Here is a 26,029-nt window from a genome sequence, read left to right as displayed (position 1 = left end):
TGGTTCCTTATCCATGGTGAGTAATGTGTTCTTGAATCAAATCAAGGAATGGGTCGGCGTACTTCTCCAGTTTGCGTTGACCAACACCGCTGACTGCCAGCATTTCGCCGTAAGACGTTGGCAGAATTTCCGCCATATCAATCAAAGTCGCGTCACTGAAGACCACGTATGGTGGCAAACCATCTTCATCAGCAATCGACTTACGCAACTTACGTAACTTAGCAAACAGCTTCTTATCGTAGTTCTTGCTGGTCAATTTATCTGACTTCGCCGCACGTGCTGCGGTGTCTAAACGTGGAACCGCTAACTCTAGGGTCACATCGCCACGCAAAAGCGGACGCGCTTCTTCGGTTAATTGCAGCGTTGAGTTACGCGTGATGTTTTGAAACAACAGCCCTTTGTGGATTAACTGACGGAAGATACTCACCCAGTAATCGTGGCTGTGGTCGCGCCCTATCGCGTAGGTAGAAATCTTATCGTGCCCGTTTTCACGTACACGAATGTTTTGCATGCCACGTAACACTTCTACCACGTAGCCCATACCAAAGCTCTGATTCACTCGGTACACACAAGACAACGCCTTACGTGCTTCTTCTGTTGCATCAAAGTGCTTCGGTGGATCTAAGCAAATATCGCAGTTGCCACATGGCTTCTCACGATACTCACCAAAGTAATTCAATAGCACCTGACGACGACAAGTCTGCGCCTCAGCAAAGGCACTCATCGCATTCAGTTTGTGGGTTTCCACCTGCTTCTGTGGACCATCGTCTTTCTCATCCAACATACGGCGCAGCCAACTGATGTCCGCTGGGTCATACAACATCATCGCTTCTGCAGGTAAACCATCACGCCCTGCACGACCCGTTTCCTGGTAGTAAGACTCGATGTTGCGCGGGATATCAAAGTGAACCACAAAACGCACGTTTGGTTTGTTGATGCCCATACCGAATGCCACGGTCGCCACTACAATTTGGATGTCATCACGTTGGAAAGCTTCTTGAACGTAAGCGCGCTCATCAGCGTCCATACCGGCGTGATAACCAGCAGCACGAATGTGGTTGTTGCACAGCTTCTCGGTCACCATCTCAACTTTCTTACGGCTACCACAATAGATGATGCCGCAGTTACCCTTTTGGGTTTCAAGATAACGAACGATTTGCGAAACCGGCTTGTGCTTCTCAACTAAGTTGTAGCGAATGTTAGGACGGTCGAAGCTGCCTAGGTAAACCTCTGGATTATTCAGTTGCAGACGTTCAAGAATATCTCGGCGCGTTGCGTCATCTGCGGTCGCCGTCAGCGCCATAAATGGCACATGGGAAAACTGCTGCTTAAGTTGACCAAGCGCGGCATATTCTGGACGGAAGTCGTGTCCCCACTGGGAAATACAGTGCGCTTCATCGACGGCAATCATCGATAGCGGCAAGTTTTCCAAGCGCTCAATGAAATCACGCATCAATACGCGTTCTGGCGAGACGTACACCAACTTAAGATGACCAGTGTGCATACGGTTATACACGCTGAGCAGTTCTTCACGAGGCATGGTCGAGTTAATGCATTCAGCCGCTACACCGTTGGCTTTAAGCTGGTCCACTTGGTCTTTCATCAGCGAAATAAGCGGAGAAATCACCAAAGTAATACCAGAGCGAACCAAAGCAGGGATTTGATAACACAGCGACTTACCGCCACCAGTAGGCAGGATAACTAAGCTGTCGCGACCTTCTACCGCAGCATCAATCACCAACTGCTGACCATCACGGAACTCTTGGTAACCAAACACATCCTCCAACACACGTTGAGGCGTTACAGGCGAATCAGATTGTTCGGCTAACAAGGTCGAGGTCATGAAAAGTCTCAGATTGGGTCTTAAAAAAGAGGTGCTTATGCATACCACTGGCACACAAAGTGAGGGCACATTGTAATGGGGTTTCATGGTGAATAAAACCGCAAATTGTTAGGTGTTTCGCATCACGACTCGTATACTGATTTTCTGCTCTATAAAACACACAATTAGGTGACACTTCATGACACCAGAAGACGAACAACAACGCGCGCGGCAAGGTATCTTGCTAGCGATTGGTGCGTATACCATGTGGGGCATTGCGCCGATGTACTTTAAGTCCATCGCACAAGTATCTCCTTTGGAAATTTTAAGCCACCGAGTGATATGGTCTTTCTTTTTGCTTGCTGCACTCCTCCATTTTGGCCGTCACTGGCGCTCGGCTTACCACATCGCGAAAGACAAAACGAAAATCGCTTACCTGATCGCAAGTTCCATGCTAATTGGCGGCAATTGGTTGATTTTCATTTGGGCGGTAAACTCGAATCATATGCTCGACGCCAGCTTAGGTTATTACATTAACCCACTGATCAACGTCTTACTCGGGATGGTATTTTTGGGAGAGAGACTGCGTAAATTACAGTGGTTCGCGGTTGTATTGGCAGGTTGTGGCGTACTCGTTCAACTGATTGTATTTGGCTCCGTACCTGTTGTTGCGATGGCGTTAGCAATGAGCTTCGGCTTTTATGGCTTATTAAGAAAGAAAGTCAGTGTCGATGCAAAAACTGGCTTGTTTATCGAGACATTACTTCTACTGCCAGTGGCCGCTGTTTATTTGCTTTTTATTGCCGATACACCAACCTCAAATATGCTTACGAATCCACTTACGTTAAATAGTTTGTTGATCGCGGCTGGGGTTATAACAACCCTGCCACTGCTGTGCTTTACGGGTGCAGCAACAAGACTCAAATTATCGACTTTGGGCTTTTTCCAATATATAGGCCCAAGCTTAATGTTTTTACTTGCAGTATTGATGTATGGCGAACCCTTTACCATGGATAAAGCGATCACTTTCGTCTTTATTTGGGGAGCACTAGTCGTGTTTAGCTTTGATGGATTACGTAATAACCGTCGCTCACGCCGAATCGTTCAGCCACAGTGATCGTTTTTTACAAGACAAGTTAGAAATTGCCAGATAAGCTTGGTCATAATGTGACCAAGCTTTTTTATTTAATGGAACATATTCAGTACTACGCAACCGACCATGACAACTTGAGTCTAATAGAGGCGAAATACCAGAAATTTGCTTTTCAAAGGCATTACCATCTGGATTTTCATCTCGGCCTGATCACGCATGGCGCGCAGAAGTTCCAATACCAAGGTAACAGCCACCAAGTTGGTCACGGGCAAATAGTGATTATGCCGCCAGATGAGCTGCACGACGGGCAATCTAAGCTCGAAAGTGGCTATGAAGTGAATGTATTTGCGATCGAACCTCACCTATTGAGCGATCTGGCTGATCTTAAGCAAAACGGTCAAATAATACACTTCAACGAGCTGATCATCTCGGATCCACAGATATTTTCACAACTTAGTAACTTACATGGGCTACTTCGTCGTGAAAATCTCAGCCAACTCACCAAAGATTGCCTTCCTTTTGAAGGATTTAACCAGCTTTTTGATCGCTACGGATCGCTTGAGCGACAAAAAGTGGTGCCGTTAGGAAATCAATCACTTGGAACGTTAAAAGATTATCTAATGGCAAACCTTGACCAAGCGGTGCGTTTGGATTCACTTTCAGAGCTGTGCCAACTGAGCCCAACTCAGTTCCAGCGCCACTTTAAAGCGCAAACTGGTATGACGCCTTATGCATGGTTCGCACGCCTGCGCCTTGAACAAGGCATGAAGTTACTGCAAGCTGGTCAATGTGGTACCGACGTCGCCCATCAAATCGGTTTCTACGATCAAGCGCATTTCAGCAAAGCGTTTAAGCAGACCTACGGTGTTTCCCCTTCTCAAGTGACTCGTTAATTTCATTTACCGAGAAAGCTGTCAGTTTTTTACAAGCGCCATAGGTGACTTACCACGACAATAGCCGCATTGGTTATATTTGAGATGTGTTATGAATGAATCCACCATATTGCTGACGCTTGCCAGCATTCACTTTATTGCCCTAATGAGTCCAGGTCCGGACTTTGCGTTGGTCGTACAAAACGCGACGCGTCATGGTCGTCAAACTGGCTTGTACATTGCGTTGGGATTGTCTGTCGGTATTTTGCTGCACTCTTTATTCAGCCTGACAGGCGTGAGTTATATCGTCCACCAGCACCCAGTATTGTATTCGGTGGTGCAACTGCTCGGTGGTAGTTATCTGCTCTATTTAGGTATTGGTGCATTGCGCGCCGTGATCTCGATGATCAAAAACCCACAGGCGGATCAACCTAAGAAGCAAAACAACCTAGTGATCAGTAATAAGCGTCAGGCATTTGCGAAAGGATTTGCGACCAACATTCTTAACCCGAAAGCCTTGGTGTTCTTTATCAGTTTGATGTCGAGCTTAGTCCCTGCTGGTATGTCGATCACTAGCAAAGGTATTGCTTTGGTCATCTTGTTTGGCTTGTCGCTATTTTGGTTCTCTAGCCTTGCGTGGATGCTGTCAACACAGCGCTTACAACGCAAATTGCAACAAGCAGGCATCTACATCGACGGTCTGTGTGGCGTGGTATTTACTCTCGTGGGTGGCAGTATTTTGTACCAAACCATCAGCACTTTTATCGGATAAAGTACTGATTTAAAAGCGTAGCACAATCGACATTTCTAAGATTGCTGACTCGACGTGACTCTTCATGACTGCCAAGCTGAAAGCACAAAACTGGCAACATGGAGAGTCATCATGCATTGGACGTTCAACCGACTCGTGACCACGGGTCTTTTTCTTACTTCCCCACTCGTCTTATCTACCTCAGCCTTTGCTAACCAAGCAGCAGATGCGGTTGCACCGGAGCACAGTACTGGCTTCGAGCAAAAGCAATTGGTCAAAGCCAAAGATTATATGGTCACTGCAGCCAACCCACTTGCCACCCAAGCTGGGGCAGACGTTCTTGCACAAGGTGGTAATGCTATTGATGCCATGGTTGCCGTACAACTGATGCTGGGCTTGGTAGAACCGCAATCTTCAGGTATTGGTGGCGGTGCCTTCTTAGTGTATTGGGACAGTGAGAAACAAAAACTGACTACGTATGATGGACGCGAAACCGCACCGCTCGCCGCGACGCCGAAACTCTTCCTAGATGACAAAGGACAACCTCTGCAATTTTACGATGCGGTTGTCGGTGGGCGTTCCGTTGCTACTCCTGGCACAGTGAAACTACTGTGGGACACGCACCAGAAATACGGCAAGTTGGAATGGAAGAAGATCATCCAACCTGTGATTACCTTGGCTGAGCAAGGTTTCGAGGTCAGTCCTCGTCTCGCGAGCCTGATTGAGAAAGATGCCAAGCGCCTATCACGCTTCCCTGCAACTAAGGCTTACTTCTTTAATTCAGATGGCTCACCAAAAGCCGAAGGCACGTTGTTGAAGAACCCTGAATACGCGCAAACTCTGACGGCAATTGCAGAGCAAGGGGCAAAAGCTTTCTATCAAGGCGATATCGCTACAGACATCATCAAGACAGTACAGAATGCACCGGGCAATCCTGGCGTATTGGCACAACCTGACTTTGATGCGTTCCAAATCAAGCAACGTGAACCGGTTTGTGCGGCTTACCAAAGCTATGATATCTGCGGCATGGGACCACCTAGCTCTGGCGCATTGACGGTTGGACAGATTCTCGCGATCACCGAGCAATACGATCTTAAAGGTTGGGGAGCCGAAAGCGCGAAATCATGGCAAGTGATCGCCGATGCATCGCGCCTTGCGTTCGCGGATCGTGGTAAATACATGGCTGACCAAGATTATGTGCCAATGCCAACCGAAGGCTTGCTTGATAAAGATTACCTCAAACAACGTGCTGAGCTCATTCAAGTCGGTAAAGCCTTGAGTAAGGCTGAAGCCGGTAATCCTCCTTGGTCGCACGCCATGAACTTAAGCATGGACCAATCGATCGAGCTGCCTTCCACCAGCCATTTCAATATCGTCGATAAGCAAGGCAATGTGGTCTCAATGACAACAACCATCGAGAACGCCTTTGGCTCACGCTTGATGGTACGCGGCTTCTTGCTCAATAACGAACTGACCGATTTCTCTTTCCGCACGCATCAAGATGGTGTGCCAATCGCGAACCGCTTAGAACCGGGAAAACGCCCACGTTCATCCATGGCACCAACCATTATGATGAAGGATGACAAACCTTACATGGCAATTGGCTCACCAGGTGGCAGCCGCATTATTGGTTACGTCGCACAAGCCATTATCGCCCACACGCAATGGGATATGGACATCCAAAGCGCGATTAATCAGCCACGATTGCTGAACCGTTTTGGCACCTTAGATATTGAGCAAGGTACCGCCGCAGAGGGCTTACAGCCTGCTCTGGAGAAGATGGGTTTTAAAACCGATGTTCGGGATTTGAACTCTGGTCTGCATGCGATACGAATAACAAAAGACGGTCTTGAAGGCGCTGCGGATCCAAGACGTGAAGGTGCCGCTATCGGGCAGTAAGAGTCTTTCGCTCGACCCTTTGTGCGAGATCTCTCACAAAGGGTTGAGCAAACCTCTCTTTTTTAATGGTAAAACCGTACAGAAAAGAGCATAAGCCATTGAATTTGATACTCATGTATCTTTTTTGAACGCTAAGAGAGTTAAAAAATGTGAGATTAGCCCGTTGTTGGAAATCGTTAAACACGTAATATTAAACCTGTCGGAAGGATGCTGACACGGAACAGGAAACACCACGGACTTGGTGAACTTCAGGAAGAAGAAACGGTTATTCAGGATGAATAGTCGGGCATGGATTGCAAAATTGGACATTGAACGGAATCAATAGTGACTAGGATGGTTGCTACTAAGGACGGGAAATGGACACCTCTGGACGAGGCAAGGATTTGAACATCAGGATGATGTCAGGGACACCGCTCAGGGAACAAGTGATGAGAGCTAACGAGGATAGTTAGCAGACCAGGATAAGGTCATTAAGGACACCGCTAGGAAGGCGACGTAAGGATTAAGCTGACGGATTCAGCACACTATCATGGATTAGATGCATGGAGCACTCTTAGTAGCCGGATTGCTGCGAGTAAGACTATAACCCCGATGGGCGCAAGCCCTCGGGGTTTTTCTTTGCCTAAAGTTTTTCTCATCTGCACCGTTAAATCGCGCTTTCGAATTCCATTTTTTACTGCTTTATCGACGCCAAAACCGCACAAACAAAAAGAGCCGCCGAAGCAGCTCTTAAGTTGATGATACCAATCAGAGTAAATAAGTGATCAGAAATAGCGTAGGGAAAATGCTTGAGAACAAGGCGCAATTTTTCGATAAGTAGTTATTCTACAATCAAAAATTGCAACGCAGTTATCGAGTATTTTAACAAGCTAGAATGACCAGTTATTTACTACGATTGGTATGAGTTTTGGTCAAGCCTTACAGTTTCTCTAGTCGTGCGTAAGCAGTTACCAACCATTTGATGCCTTCACCGTTAAAGGCAATCTGTACACGGCTTTGTGGACCACTGCCTTCGAAGTTGATGATGGTGCCTTCACCAAACTTTGGATGCATCACACGAGAACCTAGCGTAAAGCCGGTTTCATTAAAGCTCTCTTTCACAACAGTTTGGCTAAATCGACCACTGCTTGAAGGACGGCTAACTTGCGCCTTCATTCGTACTTCATCCAAGCATGTTTCTGGCAGTTCACGAATAAAACGAGACGGTTTATGGTACTTATCCTGACCGTACAAACGGCGCATTTCAGCATAAGTGATGTACAGTTTCTGCATCGCACGGGTCATGCCTACGTAACACAGACGGCGTTCTTCTTCTAAGCGCCCTGCTTCTTCTGCCGACATTTGGCTTGGGAACATGCCTTCTTCCACACCGACCATAAACACCAATGGAAACTCTAGACCTTTCGCACTGTGTAATGTCATGAGCTGAACCGCATCTTCAAATTCGTCCGCTTGTCCTTCGCCCGCTTCTAGTGCTGCGTGGGTTAGGAATGCCGTCAGCAGTGACATGTCTTCGGCTTCTTCTGGTTTCTCGAATTGGCGAGTTGCGGTCACCAATTCCTCCAAGTTCTCAATACGTGCCTTAGACTTTTCGCCCTTCTCTTGCTCGTACATCGCGAACAAGCCCGAGTATTTAATCACATGGTCAGTTTGGTGATGCAGCGGCATCTCTAAGGTGTCGTCTTCTAGCGCGGTGACAAGCTCGATAAAACGGCTCAGAGCACCAGCAGCGCGACCAGCAAGCACCTTCTCGTCCAACATTGCCACACTCGCTTCCCACATAGTGCAACCACGGTCACGAGCCGCAAAACGGATGGTTTCAAGCGTCTTATCACCCAAACCACGCGTTGGCGTATTCACCACACGTTCAAACGCCGCATCATCGTTACGGTTGGCAATCAGACGCATGTAGCTCAAGGCATCTTTGATTTCCTGACGTTCGAAGAATCGCATGCCGCCGTAGATACGGTAAGGCAGACCGGCTTGAATTAACGCTTCTTCCAGAACACGCGACTGGGCGTTGTTACGGTAAAGCATCGCAGCGTCATTCAGAGCACCGCCCTTGTCTTGCCACTCTTTGATTTTGTTCACCGCAAAACGGGCTTCATCTAATTCGTTGTAAGCGCTGTAAACCGAGATAGGCTCACCGACAACGCCATCCGTCCACAACTCTTTACCCATACGCTCGGTGTTATTCGCAATCAGAGTGTTAGATGCTTCCAGAATGGTCTTAGTGGAACGGTAGTTTTGCTCAAGACGAATGGTATTCACGCTTGGGAATTCGAGCGTAAACTTCTCAATGTTCTCGACTTTTGCACCACGCCAACCATAAATCGACTGGTCGTCATCACCTACGATCATCACGTGACACTCAGGACCCGCCATCATACGTAGCCAAGCATATTGAATATTGTTGGTATCTTGGAACTCATCCACCAAGATGTGCTTAAAGCGTGCTTGGTAGTGTTCACGAACGAACTTGTTATCACGCAGTAGCTCATGTGCGCGCAGCAAGATTTCCGCAAAATCGACTAAACCAGCACGATCACACGCTTCTTGGTAAGCGGTGTACAACTGCAGATATGTCTTGGTTACTGGATCATGGTACGCATCAATGTGCGACGGACGCAGACCTTCGTCTTTCTTACCGTTAATCCACCATGCCACTTGGCGTGCAGGCCATTGCTTCTCATCGAGGTTTTGCGCTTTGATCAAACGCTTTAGCAGACGCTGCTGGTCGTCACTGTCAATGATTTGGAAATCTTCCGGTAGCTTCGCATCAAGATAGTGTGCACGCAGAATACGGTGACAAATGCCGTGGAAAGTACCATTCCACATACCGCCTGCACTGCCCATCATTAGCTCTTCGATACGTCCACGCATCTCTGCCGCCGCCTTATTGGTAAAGGTTACCGACATAATTGAGAACGGAGAAGCTTGCTCGACCGACATCAGCCAAGCGATACGGTGAACAAGAACGCGTGTCTTACCACTTCCTGCGCCAGCAAGAACGAGCAAGTTTTCTAGAGGTGCTGCAACGGCTTCACGTTGTTTATCGTTCAAACCGTCGAGTAATAGAGATGGATCCATCATGATGAGAGCTACTGGTTATTTATACATAAAAACCGATTATAACCTAAACAACCGGGTGCTGTTTAGACAAAACTTGATAAAAAAATTGATGTTTTTTTGCCCAACACATCAATTAGTTATACCTATTTGACCCTGCAAACCCATTTACTTCAGAAATTTTTCTGAAAGTTTTTTAGCCAGTTTCCTATCTTTTAAGTTAAGCAAGTTGATAACAAAAACGCCAAAACAGGCGATTCATCTTGCCAACTTAAAGTAAAGGAAATCATTCAGAGGAATTTATTATGAAAAAGTCGAATCTAGCTGTTACTGCTGCTGTTACTGGTCTTCTAGCTCTTGGTGGCACAATGCTAACTGCAGCTCCAGCTGTCGCTGCTGAAAAAGAAAAGTGCTATGGCGTTTCTAAAGCAGGTAAAAACGACTGTGCAACAAAAAGCAGCTCATGCGCTGGTACTTCTAAAGAAGATAACCAAAAAGACGCATTCGTAGTCGTACCAAAAGGTCTTTGTGACAAGCTCGCTGGCGGTAGCACTTCTTCTTCATAATCTTTTATCGCTAGCTATTGTGAGGATGCGTTGACGCTCAACCAACGCAAAGCCAAGACGCATCCTTCTCTTCCCGCACGATTTGAAAAGGAGTTTCACGTGAAACACCACACCTTCCACGACCTTGTTGGAGTTGGATTAAGAACCCCTCACCTCGATTACTTTAGCCAAAACCAACCCGAGTTGTCTTGGTTAGAAATCCACAGTGAAAACTATTTCCAACCCAATGCAGCAGAGCGTCATCAACTACAAACGCTTGGCGAGCAATATCAAATTAGCTGCCACGGTATTGGTTTGTCGCTAGGTTCGGTGGAACGTGTTAGTCAAAAGCATCTTGCGCAACTTAAAGCACTGATTGACTCAATCGACCCAATCCTTGTTTCTGACCATTTAAGTTGGAGTGAAAACGGCGGTCACTACTTTAATGACCTGCTTCCACTTCCGTATACGGAAGAAGCGCTCAACGTGTTCACTCGTAACGTGAATGAAGTGCAGGATTATTTGCAACGCGAGATCTTGATAGAGAACCCATCTAGTTATGTGAAGTTTCAACATTCGACCATCAGCGAATGGGAGTTTCTTACCGAAGTGCAAAAGCGCACTGACTGTCGTTTATTGCTCGATTTAAACAATGTTTATGTTTCGGCGTTCAACCACGGTTTTGATTGCGACACATACCTAGATGCGATTCCAGCCGACAAAGTGGATGAGATTCACTTGGCAGGTTTTACCATCAAACAACTCGACAAAGGTGAGATATGGATTGATACCCATAGCCGCCCGGTTAGCGATGAAGTTTGGCAGTTGTTTTCACAGTGGACAAAAAAACACGGTCCACGTCATACGTTGATTGAATGGGATTTGGATATCCCCGCGCCAGAAGTCTTGCTCGAAGAAGCGCAGAAAGCATCGCAACTGCTGTTGCAAGGCACACTTCCAAGTGAACAAAGCGAACCAAGGAAGGCATCATGAATCTAGCCACCTTACAAAGCCAGTTTGCTAAAGCCCTGCACTATCAAGCGCTCGGTGAAGACTGCGATATTGCCAGTGATGAGTTTACCGCTGATGAACGCATACAAATTTACCGCAATAACTTTATCGTCAGCTTAAGCGAAGTGTTGTCCGCGACCTACCCGATGGTTGAAGCGCTGCTTGGTGAAGAATGCTTTGAACAGATAGCTCGCCAGCATGTTCTTTCTTACCCATTAGAAGAAGGAAATGTGGTGCATTATGGCGAAGGCTTTCAAGACACCATCATGCAGTTTAGTCAGGTGATCGCACAAGCACCTTACAGCCCTGAAGTCACACGCTTCGAGTGGCATATCGACCTAGCTCGTCAAGCACAGTATGAGCAATCCAATGCAGCGGAATTAAAACCGCTTGCGTTACTTGGCGAAGTGAGTGAAGAGCAACAACCCGCTTTAGTCTTACACCTTAAAAAGGGCTGCCGCAGCTTTGACTCCAATTACGCAGTATTCGATCTATTTAGCGCGATTCAAACTGGGCAATTCGAACAACTTAATATCAACCAATTACAGCAAGGTGTCATCTCGATTCAAGCCAATGGAGAAGCCTTGTGTCACGCACTCGATGCCGATGTGTTCCAACTGCTGCAATGTTTAGAGCAGAAGCAGAGTTTGAGCGAAATACCTGAAGTTTTACTCGCTCATCTCAATCGCATCATGGCACTCGATATTGTTGACGGCTTTACATTGCAATCAATCTAAGGAGCACTCTATGACGGATACGGTTAAAAACTTAGTGAATCGGTACGATGATTTAATCAGTACCTTACAAGCAGGCTTTGTCCCTTTACTACTTCTCTTTTGTCGCTTTTGGGTTGCTTGGGTGTTCTTCAATTCAGGACTAATCAAAATCTCGTCTTGGGATAGCACGTTGTACTTATTTGAGCTGGAATACCAAGTGCCAATACTGCCATGGGAATTGGCGGCTTATTTAGGTACGGCTGCGGAGTTGGTTCTACCGGTGTTCTTGGCACTAGGACTGATTACCCGCCCGATGGCAGCAATTCTGTTTGTGTTCAACATCATCGCAGTGATCTCTTACCCACTGTTGTGGGAGAAAGGTTTTTATGACCACCAACTTTGGGGATTGATGATTCTTATCGTAATCGTATGGGGGCCAGGACCGCTGTCTTTGGACCACATCCTGAAAAAGAAAATGACGAGCTAAAAAAATCCCCGCATCATGCGGGGATTTTTTATTATTTATTCAAGTAAGCCAGTAGCTCTTCTGCTGAGATACCTTGCTGAGCGAGGTCTTTTGCCATCTGCTCGACTTGTTCATCTTTGCGTGACTCAATCACTTGCTGAAATTGGTACACGATATCACGCAAAATTGGCAGAGGTACTTGTTTAGCCGCACTACGAATACGCTCGGAGCTTTGATTACCCAGCTCATTAAGCAACTTGCCAAACATCACCTTTTCTGGTGAATCTTCCATTTGCTCTAGAATACGAGCCATTTCATACGTGGTTAACGACATTACTTTTTGAGTTCCGTTATGGTGTCAGGAAAAGTCTGAGTGACAAATATACACGCCTTACTTACATTGGAAAATACTAAATTACACTGATTTACGCTTTCGCAAAGCTCGAGTGCCAGTTCTTCCCTGCTTTTGTAAACAGAACGACCAACGCAGGTAATAGGACCCACATATGAATTGCGATCAAGGTTTGTGGATCAAGAGATAAGCGTTGCAGTGTACCCACCAACAAACCAGAGCCACTCATTTGGAACAATCCAAGCAGTGCAGCTGCCGTGCCCGCCTTATCACCAAACGGTTCTAACGCTTTCCCTGCCGCTGCACCCAGAATGAATGCAAAACCTACAGAAGACATAAAGATAGGTAACATGAAAGAAAGCGCGGTATTCTGACCATTCATCACTAGCATGATCACACCTGCGAGACCCAGAGTTGAGATCCCGGTGACCAAGGTGTTGTGAGTTCCAACGCGCTCCATAAACTTAGGCGCCAGCATACATGCCGCAATGTTTATCACCGCATTTACACCAAACCAGAAAGTGAATTCATTCATCGACAGCCCCATCCCCGTCATCAATACCGACGGTGCTGAGGTAACGTAAGCAAGAATAACCGCCATCGCCATCAAGCATAATGACGCATGGAAAACAAAAGATGGTGTGCTAAGCACTGCCCAATACCGACTAAGCTTAAACACGGCTTGCTTTTCTGTTGACGGGTTAGTCTCTTTCATCATGAAAAACATCAATGATCCAGACACCACAGCAAAACCAGCCATAAAGCTAAAGTTAGCACGCCAGTCAAATTGCTGAGTTAACCAGCTACCTAGAATTGGAGCTAAAGCAGGAATGAAACAAATCGCACCGTTAAGGTAGCTGATCATTTTGCCGCTTTTTTCCGGGCCAAAGATATCGCGAACTGTTGCAAAGGCTGCTACCGATGTCGCACACGCACCTAAGCCTTGTAGCAGTCGGGAAACCAACATCCACTCAATATTTTGAGCACTCCACGCCAATAAAGCGCTCATCGCGTAAATGGTGATACCGCCCAATGCAACAGTTCGACGTCCGAGTTTATCTGCTAAGGGACCTGCGAATAGCTGACCAACACCCATAGCAAATAAGAACCAAGTGATCGTGTCTTGTGCTAGCGCATTATCGACCTGAAAAGTGGAAGCAATAAGAGGTAAAGCAGGTAGATAAATATCAATCGCTAAAGGACTGAAAAGAACCAAAAGGGTCAATAACGCCATCTGTTTTTTACTATTAGAAAACTGGCTAGACACACAACACTCCGAATTGGATAAAGAACTTTGGGTAAAGCTTAATCATCTGATGATATGAATGGAAATGATGTATAATCATGAGCATTATTCCTCAGAGGAAATTCACTGTGAACGTCGAAAAACTGGCTCGTATCGATTTAAATCTATTGGTCTGCTTTAAAGTGCTGATTGAAGAGTTAAATGTTACTCGTGCGGCCCACCGATTGTGCTTAAGCCAATCCGCCGTAAGTAAATCACTGGCTAAACTGCGCATTCAATTTGATGACCCGCTTTTCACTCGAAACTCACATGGATTAACACCTACGCCGCGCGCATTGTTTCTTAAACCGAAACTGGATCTGTTGATAAATCAGTTAGAAGTGCTGACTCAACCCGAAGAGTTTTCTCCGCAAAGCAGCGAATACCGTTTTCAAATAGCAGCGGTAGAGAGTGTCTACCCTCTCATTCTACCCCATTTCTTACCGGCGATTTTTCAACAAGCACCTGGCGTGACAATCAGCACACACCCGTGGTCGGATAATACATTTAAAATGCTTCAACGCGGCGAACTGGATTTAGGCCTAACTGGAAAAGATATCGATATAAACGATGCCAAGCTGACTCTTCAACCACCCGATGACATTTGCGAGTTGGAAATTTATCGTGATTACCAAATGTGCATCATTCGCAAAAACCATCCTGCGCTAAAACAACCTTGGAATCTGGAAGCCTATCTCGCCCTACGCCATGTACAAGTACGCTGTGATGGCAACGACCGTTGGTTGCTGGATTATCGCCTTGCAGATATTGGCGCCGACCGCGATATTGCCGTCACCGTGCCCGACTTTAACAGTGCCGCAAGTTTATGTTCATACACCGACTTTATCTTTACTGCGCCAAGTCATTTTGTGCAACTTGCGGCCAAACAGCTTGATTTGGTCGTGCTGCCACTACCGTTAGAATTCCCACCTATGGCTTACACTTTATTCTGGCACCGAGATAGAGAAAACGACCCTGCATTAGGCTGGCTACGTACGATGATCACACAAAAAACCGATCACCTTAGATAAAAACACCGCACTCAATTTGCGCTTAGCGGCTAAAATGAGTAGCTTAACTGTCGTAGTCCTTTTTGGCTCATCTATGGCCTAGTTGTACTCCGACTCTATTGAAGTGATTGCGAACCTCAATGGAATCGTAAACTACATGAAGCAGATGGAAACAGCTCCCACACCTGAGCATGAAGGAGCGGTAATTTGAAGGAATAACACAGATGCACAACGATACCCAAAGCCGCGTGAATGCAATTCGCGAATGGCTAGCACAACATAATATTGATGCCCTACTTGTCCCACATGAAGACGAGTACTTGGGCGAATACGTACCAGCGCACAACGAGCGTTTACATTGGCTAACTGGCTTTACTGGTTCTGCTGGTGCTGCGGTAATCACCAAAGACAAAGCCGCTATCTTTGTTGATGGTCGCTACACAGTACAAGTAACAAAGCAGGTTCCTGCTGATCTATTCGAATACCGTCACTTGATTGAAGAGCCTGCACTAGATTGGATTAAAGACCATCTTGCAAATGACGCGTCTGTGGCAATCGACCCTCGCATGCACAACTCTGCTTGGCTAGACATGGCACAAGCAAAACTTGCAGGTACCCTTGAGCTTAAGATTCTCGATAGCAACCCAATTGATGAACTGTGGCACGACCGCCCTGCTCCTGTGGTTTCTGATGTTCGCCTAATGGCAACAGAAACAGTTGGACAATCAAGTGAAAGCAAACGCCAAGAAATCGCAGAGCTCGTGAAAAAAGCCGGTGCAGACAGCGCAGTGATCACAGCACTTGATTCTATCTGTTGGTTGCTCAACGTTCGTGGTCTAGATGTCTCACGTCTACCAGTTCTGCTTTCTCACGCGATTCTGCATTCAGATTCAAGCGTGGAATACTTCCTAGATCCAGCTCGCTTACCTGCTGAGTTTGACGCTCACGTTGGTTCTGGCGTAACAGTTCATCACCCAGAAGCATTACAAGCACGACTAGAAACTCTAACTGGTAAGAATGTACTGGTTGACCCTGCGACAAGTAACGCGTGGTTTAAGCTGGTTCTACAAAATGCTGGTGCATCAGTGGTGAGTAAAGCTGACCCATGCCTAATGCCAAAAGCAGCGAAGAACCCTGTTGAAATTGCAGGCATGAAAGCATGTCATATCCGCGATGGCGTGGCGATGAGTAAGTTCCTATCATGGTTAGATGCTGAAGTCGTTGCAGGTAACCTGCATGATGAAGCGACGCTGGCAGACAAACTGGAAGCGTTCCGTAGCGAAGACCCGACACTGATGGATCTTAGCTTCGATACCATTTCAGCTGCGGGCGGCAACGCGGCAATGTGTCACTACAACCACGAAAACCAACCTGAACCTGGCAAGCTAGAACTGAACACACTTTACCTAGTGGATTCAGGCGGTCAGTACCTAGATGGTACGACAGACATCACGCGTACAATTGCGATCGGTCAGCCTTCACAAGAGATGATTAAACAATTCACTCTCGCGCTAAAAGGTCACATCGGTGTTGCTCGTGCACGTTTCCCGAAAGGCACACGTGGTTACCAAATCGATACGCTAGCTCGTCAGCACCTATGGGCGGAAGGCTACGATTACGACCACGGCACTGGCCACGGTGTTGGTCACTTCCTAAGTGTTCATGAAGGTCCAGCGAGCATTTCGAAGAAGCAAATCGATGTGCCTCTAACAGAAGGTATGGTGCTATCCAACGAGCCAGGTTACTACCGTGCAGATGCGTTTGGTATCCGTATTGAGAACCTAGAGCTTGTTGTTGAAACCCCAACTAACGGTGACTTCCCTGTTCTGTCATTTGAGTCGCTAACACGATGCCCAATCGACAAGCGCAACATCAACGTTGATATGCTAACTCGCCCAGAACTTGCTTGGCTGAATGACTACCATCAGAAAGTATGGGATGAGATCAGCCCGCTGGTTGAAGGTGATGTGAAAGAGTGGCTTCGTCAAGCAACGCTACCAGTAGCACACAGCTAGAAGCTAGAAGCTAGAAGCTAGAAGCTAGAAGCTAGAAAAAGTAGAGGGTTGATGTTTTGCATCAACCCTCATTTTTTGCCTATGTTTCACGTGAAACATAACGATGACCTGTGGCTTGCTTTGCTACTTAACCAGAATAAGCCGAGTGCCAATCTCGCCATACAGGGTCAAACCCGTTGGCTCGAATCATATCTTCCACAGAACCTGCGCTTCGCTCATCACTGATCTCAAACTGCTCGAGTTCAACATCATCCATCGCATAACCACCCGGCTGAGTTTTCGATGCGGCAGACATACTGGTAATGCCTAAAGGCAATGCGTTATCTCTAAACTTCGGTGACTCACGAGTCGATAATGACAACTCCACTTCTGGATTCAACAAACGATAAGCGCAAATCAGCTGAACAAGTTGCTTATCCGTCATGACTGATTTTGGTTGGAGCGCGCCCTCACAAGGACGTAAACGTGGGAATGAAATTGAGTAACGAGTCTGCCAATACGTGCGCTCAAGATAGTCCAAGTGCGCTGCCACATAAAAACAGTCGGTACGCCACTCTTCCAACCCTATCAAAGCACCGATACCGATCTTATCAATACCCGCTTTTGCAAGACGATCGGGTGTATCCAATCGGTATTCGAAATCCATCTTGTTGCCACGCAAATGGTGCTCGGCGTAAGTCGAAGGATGATACGTTTCTTGATAGACCATCACCGCATCCAAACCCAATGTCTTGAGCTCAGCGTATTCGTCTTGATCAAGTGGCTGTACTTCCATCGCCAAATAGTTAAAGCGCTTCTTAATCATAGGCACCATTTCGCGGAAGTATTTCATACCCACTTTAGTTTCGTGCTCGCCAGTCACCAGCAATACGCTATCAAACTTCATGCGTTTAATGGCTTCAACTTCTGCAGCCACTTCGTCCCTATTCAAAGTACGACGCTTGATTCTGTTCTCCATAGAGAAGCCACAATAAGTACAAGCATTGGCGCACAAGTTAGAAAGGTACAGTGGAATGTAAAGCGACATGGTATTACCAAAACGCTTGCGAGTTGCCGAGTATGACAGCTGCGCCATTTGCTCTAAGTACGCTTCAGCCGCTGGTGAAATTAGCGCTTTAAAGTCTTCCAAATCACGCTTGGGTTTATTCAATGCTCGCTCGACATCTTGTGCCGTTTTCGCGTAGATCGACATCGAGATGTCATCCCAATTAAGCTGCTTAAATTGTTCAACGAAGCTCATGTTTTCCTCGCTTAATAGCTAAACCAATCTAGGACTAAAGCTCATCTAGGAATGACGTCAGTGGACTCGACGCAACCGCATGAGAAACCTTACCGGCAAGTCCAGCTTCATAAGCCATACGCCCGGACTCTACCGCCAACTTAAATGCCTTCGCCATCGCAACGGGATCGCTCGAAGCTGCAATCGCTGTATTGACGAGCACGGCATCCGCGCCCATTTCCATCGCACGCGCGGCATGTGAAGGAGCACCAATACCCGCATCAACAACGACAGGAACATTAGCTTGGTCGATGATGATCTCTAGGAAATCGTGAGAAACTATCCCTTTGTTAGAACCGATCGGCGCACCTAATGGCATGACTGCAGCACAGCCTACTTCTTCCAATCGTTTACACAGAACCGGGTCAGCATGACAATAAGGAAGGACAATGAAACCCTCACGAACCAGCTGTTCAGCGGCTGCAAGTGTCTCAATTGGATCTGGCATCAAGTACTTCGGGTCTGGATGAATTTCCAGTTTTAGCCAGTTAGTACCCAACGCTTCTCGCGCCAGTTGTGCAGCAAACACAGCATCTTTAGCATTCTTTGCACCTGATGTGTTTGGCAATAAGTTCACACCCGCTTGTACTAACGGCAGCAAAATATCGTCTTGTTGGTCGTTCACATCCACACGCTTCAACGCCATAGTCGCAAGTTGAGATCCCGACACTTGAATCGCTTCTGCCATTAATCGGCTGTTGGCAAACTTCCCGGTTCCCGTGAACAGTCTTGATTCGAATTGTTTATCACCAATTTTAAGCATCGACTTTAACCCCCTGCGATCGCTTGAAACAAAGAGATGCTATCTCCCTGTGAAAGAACTGTGCTAGCCCACTCACTGCGCGGCACAACATTGTTATTAATTGCAAAAACACAGCCCATTTCAGGCAGCGCAAATTGACTAATGATTTGCTGTAGATTCGACTCACTGGCAACTTGATGTGACTGGTCATTAATGACAATAGTGATCATATCTAGGTCAGCAGCGGTCATTTGTGTTGTTTGTTGTTCTGATAACGTCATTGCTTCCAACTCTCTTAATTCTGCCCATTACTCGTAAACTAAATCTGAGCACACACTTGGCACTGTTTGTCTTTGCTTATCGCCATGGTTTGCCATTGCAGCTTCAATCCATCGAACAGGTGTAACTTGGCAGTCTCGACATGAAACTTTCCCGTCGCCATTTTTTGAATTGCCGCTATCGCTTGGTAGTTGCCAAGTGTACCCACCACCGGACCGACGACACCGCTCTCACTGCACTTTTGCGTTTGCGGTAATTCGTCGAACGGATACAAACAGCGGTAACAGGCTTTACTCTGCGCTTCTTGTTCACTTGGTGTTTGGTAATCAAAGACAGCGAATTGCCCTTGCCAACCAATTGCCGCCGCCGAGATGAGCGGCGTATTTTGCTCGAAACAAACTTGGTTAATTAGCTGGCGCGTTGGCATGTTATCGGTGCAGTCGAGCACCACATCCGCTAGCATCACCTCAAGCTGCAGCTGTGCTTTGTCTAATCGCTTATTAAGAGCGCGAATTTGAACCATAGAATTAAGGTCAGTCAGTTGCTTTACAGTCGCTTTTGTTTTCGCAACTTGGAGGTCTTGTTCGCGATAAATGATCTGGCGTTGCAGGTTACTGCTATCAACTTCATCGTCATCGACCACAACCAATTTACCAACACCCGCTGATGCCAAGTACAAACTCGCTGCGCTCCCTAACCCACCACAACCGATGATCAGCACATGCGATTTGCTCAAACGCTCTTGCCCACTTTCAGCAATTTCAGGCAGAGCTACTTGGCGTTGATAGCGAAGGAACTGCTTATCCGTGAGCATTCTCGCCTCTCTTGGTATGCGCTAATTCACTATTCTGATCAGTAAACGTTAGCTGTCTTTCTTTCATCAGTTGTGCAAAGAACTCAATGACGGACTGAGGTGATTCTGCCAACGTAATAGCTCGCACAACTGCCAAACTAGAGACGCCCATGCGCCAAACTTGGTCTGCATTAGATTGGTCAATACCACCAATCGCAACCGTCGGAAAGCCAAGCACATAGTCACTTACTTCTTTGTCTTTTGAAGTTCTGAAAGCAGCCTCTGTATTTGTATAAGGAATGCTATCAATCAGCTTTTGATACAAAGCCAAGCGCACCAAACCTTGTGGTTTCGATGGCATCTGTTTTGTGGTGGTTGGGAAAATATGCCCTAGCGCGATGTAACTAGGATGAATTTGTACGATGCGCAGTAGCTCATAATAACCATGAGTAGAAAGACCAAGACGAATGCCGGCTTTAGTTATCTGAGCCAAATTCGATTCTTCTATGTCTTCTTGTCCTAGGTGAACGCCATAAGCGCCATGCTTGATTGACAACTGCCAGTAGTCATTTATGAACACTTGTGCTTGATACTGACGACCTAGCTCAATTGCTCGAATGATCTGTTGTTCTAAATCGGCTTGTTGTGGGTTCTTGATTCGCAGTTGAATAGTGTTGATGCCTAGTGGCAGTAGACGCTCAATCCAAGCAACATCATCAACGACTGGATAGAGCCCTAGACTTTGCTTAGTCAGAGTTGGAAAGCTAACGCTCTCGCCTTGTGCAGACCAACCAACTTGAATACCTAGTCGGTTATCCTCCAGTACAGGTGTGGGGAAATCATCAAATTGGTCAGCCCACCGAGTAGATCTTCCCTCATCAAGGTTGTCATTCAACAGTGTTTCACGTGAAACATTCGCTTGCTGAGTTAGCATTCCTCGAGCAAGTGTTAACGCATCTTCGATAGGAAAATCGAGTACTGTCAGCGTTACTATCCAAGCAAGGTGATGTTCAGGATTGAACATTGCGTTGAATTTGGACTTAACGGAAAGCGCTCTCACTTCGTTGTTAATTGGGTGACGCCAGATATCAAGCTGAAGCACTTTCTCCTTTTCATCGGATACCTGCGTATCAGCAATGCCAATATAAATCGCTTTCGACGGTTGCTTAGCACACGCTTCTACCGATAAAGCAGAGCGGTAATGGAACACAAATGAACTCTCATGCTCAGAGTCATAACCATCAATAAGATCTGTCGTTATACGTGTGGTCTGTTGGTCGCGAACAAGCTGAATAGATTGAGTTGGGCTCACACCCAACTCAATGTCTTCGATGCTAAAACCCTGTTCTTTCGCCAACAACAAACATTGCTGAACTAAACCAGTCAGTTCAATCAATGATGACGGAATAAGGATTTTGCTCATTAGTCACTTACCTCGGCATGTGCTGCTGGGTGGTATAGTTCAGAACCTGACTCTCTAAATTCTTGCGATTTCTGACGCATCCCCTCAAGAGGATCATCCAGCATTTTGATCGATATAGCTTGGTCCGCAGCAACTTGCTCAGTGTCTTTCGCATACTCTCGTACCTCTTGCGAGATCTTCATCGAGCAGAACTTTGGTCCACACATCGAACAGAAGTGAGCAACTTTGCCGGACTCTTGAGGCAAGGTTTCATCATGGAAAGCACGAGCAGTATCTGGGTCGAGCGACAAGTTAAATTGATCTTCCCAACGGAACTCGAAGCGAGCTTTAGAAAGCGCATTATCACGAACTTGAGCGCCAGGGTGCCCTTTCGCTAAATCAGCGGCGTGCGCAGCAAGCTTGTAAGTGATCATGCCTACTTTCACGTCTTCTTTGTTTGGTAAGCCAAGATGCTCTTTAGGAGTTACGTAGCAAAGCATTGCACAGCCATACCAACCAATCATGGCAGCGCCGATGCCTGAAGTAATATGGTCGTAACCAGGAGCGACGTCTGTCGTCAGCGGACCAAGGGTATAGAAAGGAGCCTCATGACAGTGCTCTAACTGCTCTTCCATGTTCTCTTTGATCATATGCATTGGAACATGACCAGGACCTTCGATTATCACCTGTACGTCGTATTCCCACGCTATCTTGGTCAACTCACCAAGAGTGCGAAGCTCTGCAAATTGCGCTTCGTCGTTAGCATCGGCTACCGAGCCAGGGCGCAGACCATCACCAAGAGATAGTGCGACATCGTACTTAGCACAGATTTCACAGATCTCTCGGAAGTGGGTATATAAGAAGCTTTCTTGGTGATGCGCTAAACACCATTTCGCGATGATAGAACCACCACGAGAGACGATGCCAGTAACGCGTTTTGCAGTCATTGGCACATAACGAAGTAGTAAACCGGCATGGATAGTAAAGTAGTCAACGCCCTGCTCTGCTTGCTCAATCAGGGTATCGCGCATCACTTCCCAGTTAAGGTTTTCCGCAACACCGTTCACTTTCTCAAGCGCTTGGTACATTGGCACGGTACCGATCGGAACCGGACTGTTACGTAGAATCCACTCGCGAGTTTCGTGAATATTGCGTCCAGTAGAGAGATCCATAACGGTATCGCCACCCCAGCGCGTCGCCCACACTAGTTTCTCTACTTCTTCTTCAATCGAAGAAGTGACCGATGAGTTACCGATGTTGGCGTTCACTTTGACCAAAAAGTTACGCCCAATGATCATTGGTTCGGATTCTGGGTGGTTGATATTAGAAGGGATAATAGCGCGACCTTCGGCGACTTCTTTACGCACAAACTCTGCAGTAATGTCCTTTGGTAGGTTCGCACCAAAGCTTTGACCCGGATGCTGTTGATTCAGCACTTCATCGCGATACTTGGCACGCCCCATGTTTTCACGCAGCGCGATATATTCCATTTCTGGGGTAATAATACCTTTGCGAGCATAGTGCAATTGGGTCACACAATGGCCATCTTTGGCACGTCGAATACGTGGTAGATTACCGTAACGAAGATCGTCTAGTGTTTCGTCTTCTAAGCGTTCTTTGGTGTACACCGAGCTTACTTCATCAAGTAGCTCAGTATCGGCACGCTCTTCAATCCACCCTTCTCTCAGCTTAGGTAAGCCGCTATAGAGGTCTATGGTGTGCTCTGGATCTGTGTATACACCCGAGGTATCGTAAACGCGTACTGGCTCATTAGGCTCGAAAATAGGCGCTTCTTTTGTGCCTCCAATAAGGCTATCGGCGAGTGATATTTCACGCATTGGCACACGAATATCTGGACGTGAGCCTTCTACGTAGACTTTGCTTGAATTGGGGTACGGTTGTACCGAGAGTGTATCAATGAACTGTTTTGCTTCCAGTCTCGCTTGTTTGCGACTCGACATAGCATTTTTCCTTGCTTTGTTATACTAGATAAAAAGTAATTGGATAAAAATGCTTGGCGGATAGATGCGACAAGAGGAGTCAAATTAAGGCTAGTTAAAGCTTACGATATTTGCCTGTAACAACATTCGACTTTTGATAGATCAACCAGAAAGAACTCCGGTGTGAATATCTTCTCTTGTTCCCTTCGCAGATTCTAATCTGATCAGGTTCAACGGATCCCGAATTAACGGTCTCAGCCTTATGGCACTCCGACAAGTGATGTCAGTATATAAAAACGGCTTGGTGAAACCAAGCCGACCTGTTCAATTTTTAACTACTTTGCTAGCTGCGCATCAATAATTGAAAGCCTATCCACGCAGCTGAAATACTTAACACGACATTCAACAATACGTTCAACCCCATCTTAAAGAAAGCGCCCTGCTGCATAAGCAACACATTATCCATCGAGAAGGTGGAAAACGTCGTTAGTGCCCCTAAAAAACCCAAGCCAATCACTTGTCGCCAAGGTTCCGTTGCCAAAAGTTCATTATCGAAAGCTGCTATCAATAAGCCCATCATAAATGAGCCAACAACGTTAACGGTTAACGTACCATATGGAAAACCACGCCCCAATAAAATGACACAAAGTTCAGAAATTAAGTAACGAGAACATGCACCAAATGCACCACCCAATGCAATAAAACCCAAAACGGATAGTTGTCCCATAATTCCCCCAGAAAATTTAATGGCGACATTGTAATCAAATTTACGGCAATAGTGATTATACAATCTTAGAATTCAGCAAAGTATAGCGCTTAAAACTTATCAAGATTTTAAAAGTTACAGGAGTCACTTTACTTCAATGTAACCCATCAAACCCGTCTTCATATGTTCAATTACATGACAATGGTACATCCAACGCCCTGGGTTATCTGCAACAAATGCCGCTTTCGCACTGCCGTTTTTTCCAAGTAAGACCGTATCGGTATGAAACGGTTCGTCGAGTTTTTTGCCATCTAACTCAAGAACCGTAAATGTGTGTCCATGAAGATGAATAGGATGATGATATTGGGTGACGTTCTTTAGGTTGAAGATATAGGTTTTTCCCATCTCCAATGTTGAAAGCGGCGCTGGAATATTATCTTTGCTCATTCCCTCCCAAGCCCGTTTGTTCATCAGCCAGAACTTAGGTATCGCTTTGCCCGATTTATCAGCAGGAGTGATCGCCCCCTCCCACTCAAACACATAATCGATTTGCTCTGCATTTTTCAAATCGAGAGCTGGCACAGGGTTGAGAGGTAATAAAGGCAGTTTCTGGTTGCTCGGCAAGTCAGACTCAACAACGTCAAACTCGCACAAAGGGAATGGGAAGCGTCCTTTCATTTGACGCACATAAACACGTGTTCCAGCCTTCGGAGCAATCAATCCGACATCTAACCTCATTCCTGGACCAATTTTATGCTGAGTGAGCTTATAAGGCGTTTTAACAGGGTTACCATCAATAGCAATAACCCAAGCCTCTGCACCTTCAATAGCGATCGGGTAAGTAATGGTGTTATCGACGTTAGCAATTCTTAATCGCGTGGTAGCATTCTGCTTCAGCGTATAAACAGGTTCATGCACACCATTGACGCTACTCCACTCTCCGGGAGTCCCCATACGAGCGCTCAAGCGCGGTACCATAAGGTTCTTCCACTGACCTTGTTTGTCTAAATGCCAATGCTTTAGAACTATTTCCTGTTCTTCATCAAATAGAACAGGCTCAGCCTCTTCAACGATAATTAGCCCAACTAAGCCCATACCAAGTTGCTTAACGCTATTCATGTGGGGGTGATACCAAAACGTGCCTGCATCTGGTGGTGTAAATTCATAAACGAATGTTTCACCCGGCATGATAGGCGGCTGGCTTAAGAAAGGTACACCATCCATTTCAATAGGGATTCGCAAGCCATGCCAGTGGATTGTAGTCGGCTCTGAAAGCTTGTTAGTAAACCGAATTATAACTTTCTCGCCTTGGCGACAACGAATCACAGGCGCTGGAATCGAACCATTAAATGCGAGTACGTCTGTGTTAAACCCAGGGACCAATTCTGCAGTAGAAGGTTCTGCAGTGATATCGTATATATATTGCCCCTGCTTATTAGTGCTCCTAGATAGAGAACATGCAGGTAGAACGGCAAGCGCGGAGATTGCTAAGGATGATTGAAGAAAGCGTCGACGAGATATATCCATACATAGTTACTCATTAATCCAGATCGGTTGAGTGTAACTAAATATAAATAGTGATTCCCCTTTATTATTAAAATTTCGGGCCACTGATCATTACTGCTAACTGTAGTTTCGTTCGTTCAGTAGATTAAATGCTGCCAAAGTACAGCAGAAAACCATACTTACGGGATAAGAGTAGAAATAAGCTGTAATAATGAGAAGAAACCAGATACAAAAAAGGCTCTGACCTAAGTCAGAGCCTGATATGTGGCAGGGGTGGAGAGATTCGAACTCCCAACACGCGGATTTGGAATCCGCTGCTCTGCCAATTGGAGCTACACCCCTATAGAATTTTCATATTCTAGATTTGACAAAACCTCGCATAAGCGAGGTTGTCGATATTAAGTGGCGGAGTGGACGGGACTCGAACCCGCGACCCCCGGCGTGACAGGCCGGTATTCTAACCAACTGAACTACCA

At 46.4% G+C, this 26,029-nt stretch carries 22 protein-coding genes, 1 tRNA gene and 1 riboswitch; of the genes, 10 read left to right on the top strand and 13 right to left on the bottom strand.

What is annotated here, in order from left to right; translation table 11 throughout:
* Window positions 1-7 precede the first annotated feature (7 nt).
* Complete coding sequence (recQ, locus tag R7D93_RS24135; protein ID WP_005451195.1) at window positions 8-1,843, bottom strand: ATP-dependent DNA helicase RecQ; 1,836 nt, start codon at window positions 1,841-1,843, stop codon at window positions 8-10.
* A 178-nt stretch (window positions 1,844-2,021) separates the two neighbouring features.
* Here recQ and rarD point away from each other — a divergent pair, with 178 nt between their 5' ends.
* The 4 genes from rarD (at window position 2,022) to ggt (ending at window position 6,437) form a co-directional block, all read left to right on the top strand.
* Entirely contained in the window at window positions 2,022-2,939 is a 918-nt protein-coding gene (gene rarD, locus R7D93_RS24130) for an EamA family transporter RarD (RefSeq protein WP_005378774.1), read from the top strand.
* Window positions 2,940-3,010: 71 nt separating this feature from the next.
* A complete protein-coding gene (locus tag R7D93_RS24125; protein WP_005451239.1) occupies window positions 3,011-3,808 on the top strand; it encodes an AraC family transcriptional regulator in 798 nt (265 codons plus the stop codon).
* A 91-nt stretch (window positions 3,809-3,899) separates the two neighbouring features.
* Window positions 3,900-4,559, top strand: coding sequence for a LysE family translocator (locus tag R7D93_RS24120; protein ID WP_225497189.1), 660 nt, complete (start codon window positions 3,900-3,902; stop codon window positions 4,557-4,559).
* Between the two features lie 111 nt (window positions 4,560-4,670).
* Window positions 4,671-6,437, top strand: a complete 1,767-nt coding sequence (gene ggt / locus R7D93_RS24115) for a gamma-glutamyltransferase (RefSeq protein ID WP_225497187.1) — start codon at window positions 4,671-4,673, stop codon at window positions 6,435-6,437.
* Between the two features lie 918 nt (window positions 6,438-7,355).
* Here ggt and uvrD read toward each other — a convergent pair.
* Entirely contained in the window at window positions 7,356-9,530 is a 2,175-nt protein-coding gene (uvrD, locus tag R7D93_RS24110) for a DNA helicase II (protein ID WP_005378778.1), read from the bottom strand.
* A 281-nt stretch (window positions 9,531-9,811) separates the two neighbouring features.
* Between uvrD and R7D93_RS24105 the strand changes: the two genes are divergently transcribed.
* From R7D93_RS24105 to R7D93_RS24090, 4 genes are all read left to right on the top strand, one after another.
* Window positions 9,812-10,072, top strand: a complete 261-nt coding sequence (locus R7D93_RS24105; RefSeq protein WP_005378779.1) for a DUF2282 domain-containing protein — start codon at window positions 9,812-9,814, stop codon at window positions 10,070-10,072.
* A 99-nt stretch (window positions 10,073-10,171) separates the two neighbouring features.
* Complete coding sequence (locus tag R7D93_RS24100; RefSeq protein WP_213967251.1) at window positions 10,172-11,044, top strand: DUF692 domain-containing protein; 873 nt, start codon at window positions 10,172-10,174, stop codon at window positions 11,042-11,044.
* Window positions 11,041-11,799 carry a DNA-binding domain-containing protein gene (locus tag R7D93_RS24095; RefSeq protein WP_225497185.1) on the top strand — a complete coding sequence of 253 codons (759 nt, stop codon included), beginning with the start codon at window positions 11,041-11,043 and terminating at the stop codon, window positions 11,797-11,799. Before R7D93_RS24100 ends, R7D93_RS24095 begins: the two co-directional genes overlap by 4 nt.
* Before the next feature lie 10 nt (window positions 11,800-11,809).
* Complete coding sequence (locus R7D93_RS24090; RefSeq protein ID WP_054579629.1) at window positions 11,810-12,265, top strand: DoxX family protein; 456 nt, start codon at window positions 11,810-11,812, stop codon at window positions 12,263-12,265.
* Window positions 12,266-12,296: 31 nt separating this feature from the next.
* On the opposite strand, the gene R7D93_RS24085 is transcribed toward R7D93_RS24090, so the two are convergent.
* Together R7D93_RS24085 and R7D93_RS24080 are read right to left on the bottom strand one after the other, a co-directional pair.
* The gene (locus R7D93_RS24085; RefSeq protein WP_005378786.1) at window positions 12,297-12,578 is read right to left on the bottom strand and encodes a hypothetical protein; all 282 of its coding nucleotides are present in this window, start codon (window positions 12,576-12,578) and stop codon (window positions 12,297-12,299) included.
* Between the two features lie 91 nt (window positions 12,579-12,669).
* Window positions 12,670-13,863 (bottom strand): multidrug effflux MFS transporter, encoded by a 1,194-nt coding sequence (locus R7D93_RS24080; RefSeq protein ID WP_005382927.1) that lies wholly within the window; start codon window positions 13,861-13,863, stop codon window positions 12,670-12,672.
* A 107-nt stretch (window positions 13,864-13,970) separates the two neighbouring features.
* Between R7D93_RS24080 and R7D93_RS24075 the strand changes: the two genes are divergently transcribed.
* Both R7D93_RS24075 and R7D93_RS24070 read left to right on the top strand, forming a co-directional pair.
* A complete protein-coding gene (locus R7D93_RS24075; RefSeq protein ID WP_005378791.1) occupies window positions 13,971-14,912 on the top strand; it encodes a LysR family transcriptional regulator in 942 nt (313 codons plus the stop codon).
* A gap of 203 nt (window positions 14,913-15,115) precedes the next feature.
* Window positions 15,116-16,906, top strand: a complete 1,791-nt coding sequence (locus tag R7D93_RS24070; protein WP_225497183.1) for an aminopeptidase P family protein — start codon at window positions 15,116-15,118, stop codon at window positions 16,904-16,906.
* 127 nt (window positions 16,907-17,033) lie between these two features.
* Here R7D93_RS24070 and thiH read toward each other — a convergent pair whose 3' ends face one another.
* From thiH to R7D93_RS24025, 9 genes are all read right to left on the bottom strand, one after another.
* The gene (gene thiH / locus R7D93_RS24065) at window positions 17,034-18,146 is read right to left on the bottom strand and encodes a 2-iminoacetate synthase ThiH (protein ID WP_225497181.1); all 1,113 of its coding nucleotides are present in this window, start codon (window positions 18,144-18,146) and stop codon (window positions 17,034-17,036) included.
* A gap of 34 nt (window positions 18,147-18,180) precedes the next feature.
* Window positions 18,181-18,948, bottom strand: a complete 768-nt coding sequence (locus tag R7D93_RS24060; protein ID WP_005397059.1) for a thiazole synthase — start codon at window positions 18,946-18,948, stop codon at window positions 18,181-18,183.
* 5 nt (window positions 18,949-18,953) lie between these two features.
* Complete coding sequence (gene thiS, locus R7D93_RS24055; protein ID WP_225474231.1) at window positions 18,954-19,208, bottom strand: sulfur carrier protein ThiS; 255 nt, start codon at window positions 19,206-19,208, stop codon at window positions 18,954-18,956.
* A 38-nt stretch (window positions 19,209-19,246) separates the two neighbouring features.
* A complete protein-coding gene (locus R7D93_RS24050) occupies window positions 19,247-20,020 on the bottom strand; it encodes a HesA/MoeB/ThiF family protein (RefSeq protein WP_213867442.1) in 774 nt (257 codons plus the stop codon).
* Complete coding sequence (locus tag R7D93_RS24045; protein ID WP_225497179.1) at window positions 20,007-21,422, bottom strand: thiamine phosphate synthase; 1,416 nt, start codon at window positions 21,420-21,422, stop codon at window positions 20,007-20,009. The genes R7D93_RS24050 and R7D93_RS24045 overlap by 14 nt, the downstream gene beginning before the upstream one ends.
* Complete coding sequence (gene thiC / locus R7D93_RS24040) at window positions 21,422-23,362, bottom strand: phosphomethylpyrimidine synthase ThiC (protein WP_005378810.1); 1,941 nt, start codon at window positions 23,360-23,362, stop codon at window positions 21,422-21,424. Before thiC ends, R7D93_RS24045 begins: the two co-directional genes overlap by 1 nt.
* Window positions 23,363-23,525: 163 nt before the next feature.
* Window positions 23,526-23,624, bottom strand: a riboswitch (TPP riboswitch).
* Window positions 23,625-23,684: 60 nt separating this feature from the next.
* Complete coding sequence (gene crcB, locus R7D93_RS24035; protein WP_005378811.1) at window positions 23,685-24,068, bottom strand: fluoride efflux transporter CrcB; 384 nt, start codon at window positions 24,066-24,068, stop codon at window positions 23,685-23,687.
* Between the two features lie 123 nt (window positions 24,069-24,191).
* Window positions 24,192-25,574: a multicopper oxidase family protein gene (locus tag R7D93_RS24030; RefSeq protein ID WP_213908357.1), complete on the bottom strand. Its 1,383-nt coding sequence runs from the start codon at window positions 25,572-25,574 to the stop codon at window positions 24,192-24,194.
* A 244-nt stretch (window positions 25,575-25,818) separates the two neighbouring features.
* A tRNA-Trp gene (locus tag R7D93_RS24025) sits at window positions 25,819-25,895 on the bottom strand.
* Window positions 25,896-26,029 lie beyond the last annotated feature (134 nt).

It is taken from the genome of Vibrio sp. YT-15 (assembly GCF_033337445.1).
Taxonomy (GTDB): domain Bacteria; phylum Pseudomonadota; class Gammaproteobacteria; order Enterobacterales; family Vibrionaceae; genus Vibrio; species Vibrio alginolyticus.
This window is presented reverse-complemented; position numbering and strand designations above follow the sequence as displayed.

Coding starts and splice junctions, on each gene's coding strand:
- thiH (WP_225497181.1), bottom strand. CDS start 18,146: ATGAGCTTCGTTGAACAATTTAAGCAGCTTAATTGGGATGACATCTCG.
- uvrD (WP_005378778.1), bottom strand. CDS start 9,530: ATGATGGATCCATCTCTATTACTCGACGGTTTGAACGATAAACAACGT.
- R7D93_RS24105 (WP_005378779.1), top strand. CDS start 9,812: ATGAAAAAGTCGAATCTAGCTGTTACTGCTGCTGTTACTGGTCTTCTA.
- thiS (WP_225474231.1), bottom strand. CDS start 19,208: ATGACGTTATCAGAACAACAAACAACACAAATGACCGCTGCTGACCTA.
- R7D93_RS24060 (WP_005397059.1), bottom strand. CDS start 18,948: ATGCTTAAAATTGGTGATAAACAATTCGAATCAAGACTGTTCACGGGA.
- R7D93_RS24095 (WP_225497185.1), top strand. CDS start 11,041: ATGAATCTAGCCACCTTACAAAGCCAGTTTGCTAAAGCCCTGCACTAT.
- R7D93_RS24070 (WP_225497183.1), top strand. CDS start 15,116: ATGCACAACGATACCCAAAGCCGCGTGAATGCAATTCGCGAATGGCTA.
- recQ (WP_005451195.1), bottom strand. CDS start 1,843: ATGACCTCGACCTTGTTAGCCGAACAATCTGATTCGCCTGTAACGCCT.
- R7D93_RS24090 (WP_054579629.1), top strand. CDS start 11,810: ATGACGGATACGGTTAAAAACTTAGTGAATCGGTACGATGATTTAATC.
- thiC (WP_005378810.1), bottom strand. CDS start 23,362: ATGTCGAGTCGCAAACAAGCGAGACTGGAAGCAAAACAGTTCATTGAT.
- R7D93_RS24030 (WP_213908357.1), bottom strand. CDS start 25,574: ATGGATATATCTCGTCGACGCTTTCTTCAATCATCCTTAGCAATCTCC.
- rarD (WP_005378774.1), top strand. CDS start 2,022: ATGACACCAGAAGACGAACAACAACGCGCGCGGCAAGGTATCTTGCTA.
- R7D93_RS24045 (WP_225497179.1), bottom strand. CDS start 21,422: ATGAGCAAAATCCTTATTCCGTCATCATTGATTGAACTGACTGGTTTA.
- R7D93_RS24085 (WP_005378786.1), bottom strand. CDS start 12,578: ATGTCGTTAACCACGTATGAAATGGCTCGTATTCTAGAGCAAATGGAA.
- R7D93_RS24120 (WP_225497189.1), top strand. CDS start 3,900: ATGAATGAATCCACCATATTGCTGACGCTTGCCAGCATTCACTTTATT.
- R7D93_RS24050 (WP_213867442.1), bottom strand. CDS start 20,020: ATGCTCACGGATAAGCAGTTCCTTCGCTATCAACGCCAAGTAGCTCTG.
- R7D93_RS24125 (WP_005451239.1), top strand. CDS start 3,011: ATGGAACATATTCAGTACTACGCAACCGACCATGACAACTTGAGTCTA.
- ggt (WP_225497187.1), top strand. CDS start 4,671: ATGCATTGGACGTTCAACCGACTCGTGACCACGGGTCTTTTTCTTACT.
- crcB (WP_005378811.1), bottom strand. CDS start 24,068: ATGGGACAACTATCCGTTTTGGGTTTTATTGCATTGGGTGGTGCATTT.